Source organism: Planktothrix sp. (genome assembly GCF_046067725.1).
Taxonomy (GTDB): domain Bacteria; phylum Cyanobacteriota; class Cyanobacteriia; order Cyanobacteriales; family Microcoleaceae; genus Planktothrix.
In genome coordinates this window covers 1-3,468 of the sequence record NZ_JBJUDF010000087.1, presented here as the reverse complement: position 1 = coordinate 3,468, position 3,468 = coordinate 1, and the positions used below count along the sequence as shown (strand labels likewise).

The window sequence follows — 3,468 nt, the reverse complement described above, 5'->3', positions numbered from 1 at the left end:
TTCTCCGGGTAGGGTAGGGAGTCTAATCGCTTCGGTTTTATAATAAGAAATTATATTTATGCGATTCTAATTTTAAATTTTAAAAGAATTTGAGAAAAAACCGCGATTTTTGTCAAGAGGTTATTGCAAACGGGTTGCAATTACTTGACGGAATTATGGGGGTTTGGGCTATAATGGAAAAATGAAAATCTGGGGAAGTATAACTTAACCTAAAAACCCTATCCTCAAACTTTGATTCTTTCGTAAAAAGTCATGAAACTCTGACAAAATTTAGGTGTAGCGATGCACGAGTTTTAAGTCCAACCAATCAGGTAAAACTTATGGGGATTGACAAAATAATAATTTTGTGCATTGCTTTTCTTAAGTTCGGAACTTCTACAATACTTCTGAACTCACCTGAATCAGAATCACCCTTATGGAACGTATCCCAGAAGTAGAAGTCATGGATACTTGGGAAGAAGCCAGCGAATATGATGCCATGGATTTTACCCAAGTCAATCAAGAATTTGCCGAATTAGCATTAGAATTAGGGCCAGAAACCGGATTAATCTTAGATGTAGGAACGGGGACAGCCCGGATTCCGATTTTAATTGCAAAACAGCGATCGCAATGGCAAATTACCGGAATAGATTTATCAGCCAATATGCTGTTTATTGGCAATCAAAATATTGAGCAAGCGGGGTTACAGGAACAAATCAAATTAGAACAAGTGGATGCGAAACAGTTACCTTATCTTGATCATCAATTTGATCTGGTTATTTCCAATAGTATTGTACACCATTTATCAGAACCTTTGCTATTTTTTCAAGAACTTCAGCGCGTGTTAAAACCCCAGGGAGGAATATTTTTGAGAGATTTAACTCGCCCTAGTAGTGAAACCGAACTCAATACCTTAGTCGAACAATATGCGGGAGATTGTAACAACCATCAGAAACAATTATTTCGAGACTCCTTACAAGCGGCTTATACTTTAGATGAAATCATTAATTTGATCGAGTCTGCGGGTTTAGAGAAGATGAGAATTTATCAATCTTCTGATCGCCATTGGACAGCAGAACGTTCCTATCGCTATCCGAAATAACAATATAATTCAAGAAACTTGAATCATAGAAACCCCGTGTTTCAAGTTGATTGACCAAATAAAAATAACCAGAGGGGTAACGTTAATAATAACAGGGTAGAACCCATCGCTAAATTTGTCACAGCCAATTCCCGATCTAAATTAAAAGCTTCAGCTAAAACTAAGGTGGCAAAAGCGGGAGGGGTTGCCATTTGCAGAACTAAAACTAATAACGGAGATCCAGTTAATCCCAATAGCATTAAGCCATAGCCTAAAACCAAAGGTACAATTAACATTTTGATAGCTAAACTAACAGAAGCGGGTTGAAAATAACGCCAAGAATTAAGCTGACTCAAACGCATTCCCATCAAAACTAATGTTAAAGCAACACTTCCCCAAGCAATACCCTTTAATCCCTGTTCTATCGGAGCAGCTACGGGAATATTTCGTACCATTAAACCAATCACCATACTCATTAAAGCCGGATTTGTTAATGATACTCGAACTAATTGCCAAGGGTCTTGTTTTCCCATGCCAAATCTTGCCGCTAAAGCTACCCCTAAACCATAGGCGCCAATCACTGTTCCCAGACCATCATAAAAGACCGCCCAACCGAAATATTGGGGGCCGACTAATGCTAAACTAACAGGAAAACCAATATATCCGGTATTTCCAACCATTGAAGCTAATAAAAAACTGCCTTGAGCAGGTAAAGATTGGGGTAAAATATTCAATTTAGGAATACGGTTTTGCCAGTGTAACCCCATCCAAGCTAATCCTGCGCCGAGGAAAATTGCAGCCCAAGCGACTAAAGGAGCAATCCAAATCGAACCGGATAAATCCGCTTTTCTTAAAAATGCAATAATCGCGATGGGAACAATAACCCAATATAAAATTTTACCTAAATAATAAGGAACAATAGTTGGTAGTTTTCGACCTAAAATCCATCCGATTAAAACCCCGCCGATCAGCCATTCATACAAAGTTAAAAGTTGAGTTAGAGAATTAGACATACAATAAGAAATTAACGGTTCAGGTGTTGACGGTTTAGGGGCGATATGACGTATTATAAAATTCAGCCTTGAATGGATGTGCAGGAGTGAAGCCGTTGAAGAATTCTAGTCTGCCTAAACAAACCGAAACTGTCGCGGATGAATCAACAGAAGAGATTCCAGAAGCTGTCCGAGATCTTCCTGTCGTTGCTGTCGCTTCCTCCCGACCCTCTGCAAGACCGGGACTCTTCTGGAAAATGTTAGGCTTAGGAGTCGTGGCGTTCTGTGTGACTTTAGCGTTAAATTATCAATTTGGGATTCTCTCTTCCCAACCCAAGATTCCCCTCGTACAACCTCAAGCTTCTGTAACTTCGTCTAGGAGTCCAACTCCCGCCGCTTCAACGACTCCCACCCCAACGGTTTCCCCCACTCCATCTCCAACGTTACCGGATCATTTATTAGGTCATCTTCCCTACGAGGAAGCCCCAGCCACACAGTTAGAGAGCATTACCGAGGATGGATCTCATCGGTTACGCAAAGCTGCCGCCCAAGCTTATCTGGAAATGGAACAACAAGCAAGAGCTAGTGGAGTCAGTTTAGTTCCGATTTCAACCTTTCGTACGGTTAAAGAACAGGAAGGGATCTTTTTTGAAATTAAAGCTCAACGGGGACAAGGCGCCACGACCCGAGCAGAAGTCAGCGCCCCTCCAGGCTATAGTGAACATCATACCGGTTATGCTATTGATATTGGGGATGGGAATCGACCGGCGACTAATTTGAGTGTGAGTTTTGAGCAAACTGAGGCATTTCAATGGTTACAAGAGAATGCCCCTTTTTATAGTTTTGAGTTATCCTTTCCTAAGAACAATCCCCAAGGAGTGAGTTATGAACCTTGGCATTGGCGGTTTGTTGGCGATCGCCATAGTTTGGAAACCTTTTATAAAGCGAGAAAGCTGAAAAATAACGGATGAGAACCACCAGTTTAAACTTAATTGCTATTAGTGTTTTCTCAATCACCCTATCGGCTTTATTAAGTCCGGTTTTAAATATCTCGCCGTTTATTCCCGCGAGTATTACTTGTTTTTTATTGGGTGTCGCTACGTTAGATCTATTTCAATTTCAAGGTCAAGGTGCTAATTTATTAGTTGATTGGTTAGCGGGAACTTCCGCCTCCACTCGTGAGTTAGCGGCGGGCCGGGGCTGGGCGCTAAGCCCCTGTCGGGGCTAGCTTTTTTCGTAGTAGTAGCGGGCCAGATTATCGCGAGTCCAGTTGCCTGCTACAGTTTCCGAATCTGTATCAGCATCTAAATCATAACCCTTACCTTCCAGAATAGATTGGGGCTTTGGAAATGTGTTTGATAGTAGGTTTCTGCTAGAGCAGGGGTGGAAAAGAAACGCCGTTCGGTATGATAGACA

At 41.4% G+C, this 3,468-nt stretch carries 5 protein-coding genes; 3 read left to right on the top strand and 2 right to left on the bottom strand.

What is annotated here, in order from left to right; genetic code table 11:
* Positions 1-415: 415 nt before the first annotated feature.
* Complete coding sequence (locus ACKPEB_RS05045; protein ID WP_408963741.1) at positions 416-1,081, top strand: class I SAM-dependent methyltransferase; 666 nt, start codon at positions 416-418, stop codon at positions 1,079-1,081.
* A gap of 41 nt (positions 1,082-1,122) precedes the next feature.
* Here ACKPEB_RS05045 and ACKPEB_RS05040 read toward each other — a convergent pair whose 3' ends face one another.
* Positions 1,123-2,073 carry an AEC family transporter gene (locus ACKPEB_RS05040; RefSeq protein WP_408963740.1) on the bottom strand — a complete coding sequence of 317 codons (951 nt, stop codon included), beginning with the start codon at positions 2,071-2,073 and terminating at the stop codon, positions 1,123-1,125.
* Between the two features lie 95 nt (positions 2,074-2,168).
* On the opposite strand from ACKPEB_RS05040, the gene ACKPEB_RS05035 reads away from it, so the two are divergent.
* Entirely contained in the window at positions 2,169-3,023 is an 855-nt protein-coding gene (locus ACKPEB_RS05035) for a D-alanyl-D-alanine carboxypeptidase family protein (protein WP_408963739.1), read from the top strand.
* Entirely contained in the window at positions 3,020-3,280 is a 261-nt protein-coding gene (locus ACKPEB_RS05030) for a hypothetical protein (protein ID WP_408963738.1), read from the top strand. Before ACKPEB_RS05035 ends, ACKPEB_RS05030 begins: the two co-directional genes overlap by 4 nt.
* Here the strand turns inward: ACKPEB_RS05030 and ACKPEB_RS05025 are convergent.
* Positions 3,277-3,468 (bottom strand): hypothetical protein (locus tag ACKPEB_RS05025; protein WP_408963737.1); only part of this gene is annotated, 192 nt, incomplete at its 5' end. The two genes, ACKPEB_RS05030 and ACKPEB_RS05025, sit on opposite strands and share 4 nt — an antisense overlap.

Bases quoted from the DNA above. Each gene is read 5' to 3' on its own strand.
- ACKPEB_RS05045 (WP_408963741.1), top strand. From the start codon at position 416: ATGGAACGTATCCCAGAAGTAGAAGTCATGGATACTTGGGAAGAAGCC.
- ACKPEB_RS05030 (WP_408963738.1), top strand. From the start codon at position 3,020: ATGAGAACCACCAGTTTAAACTTAATTGCTATTAGTGTTTTCTCAATC.
- ACKPEB_RS05040 (WP_408963740.1), bottom strand. From the start codon at position 2,073: ATGTCTAATTCTCTAACTCAACTTTTAACTTTGTATGAATGGCTGATC.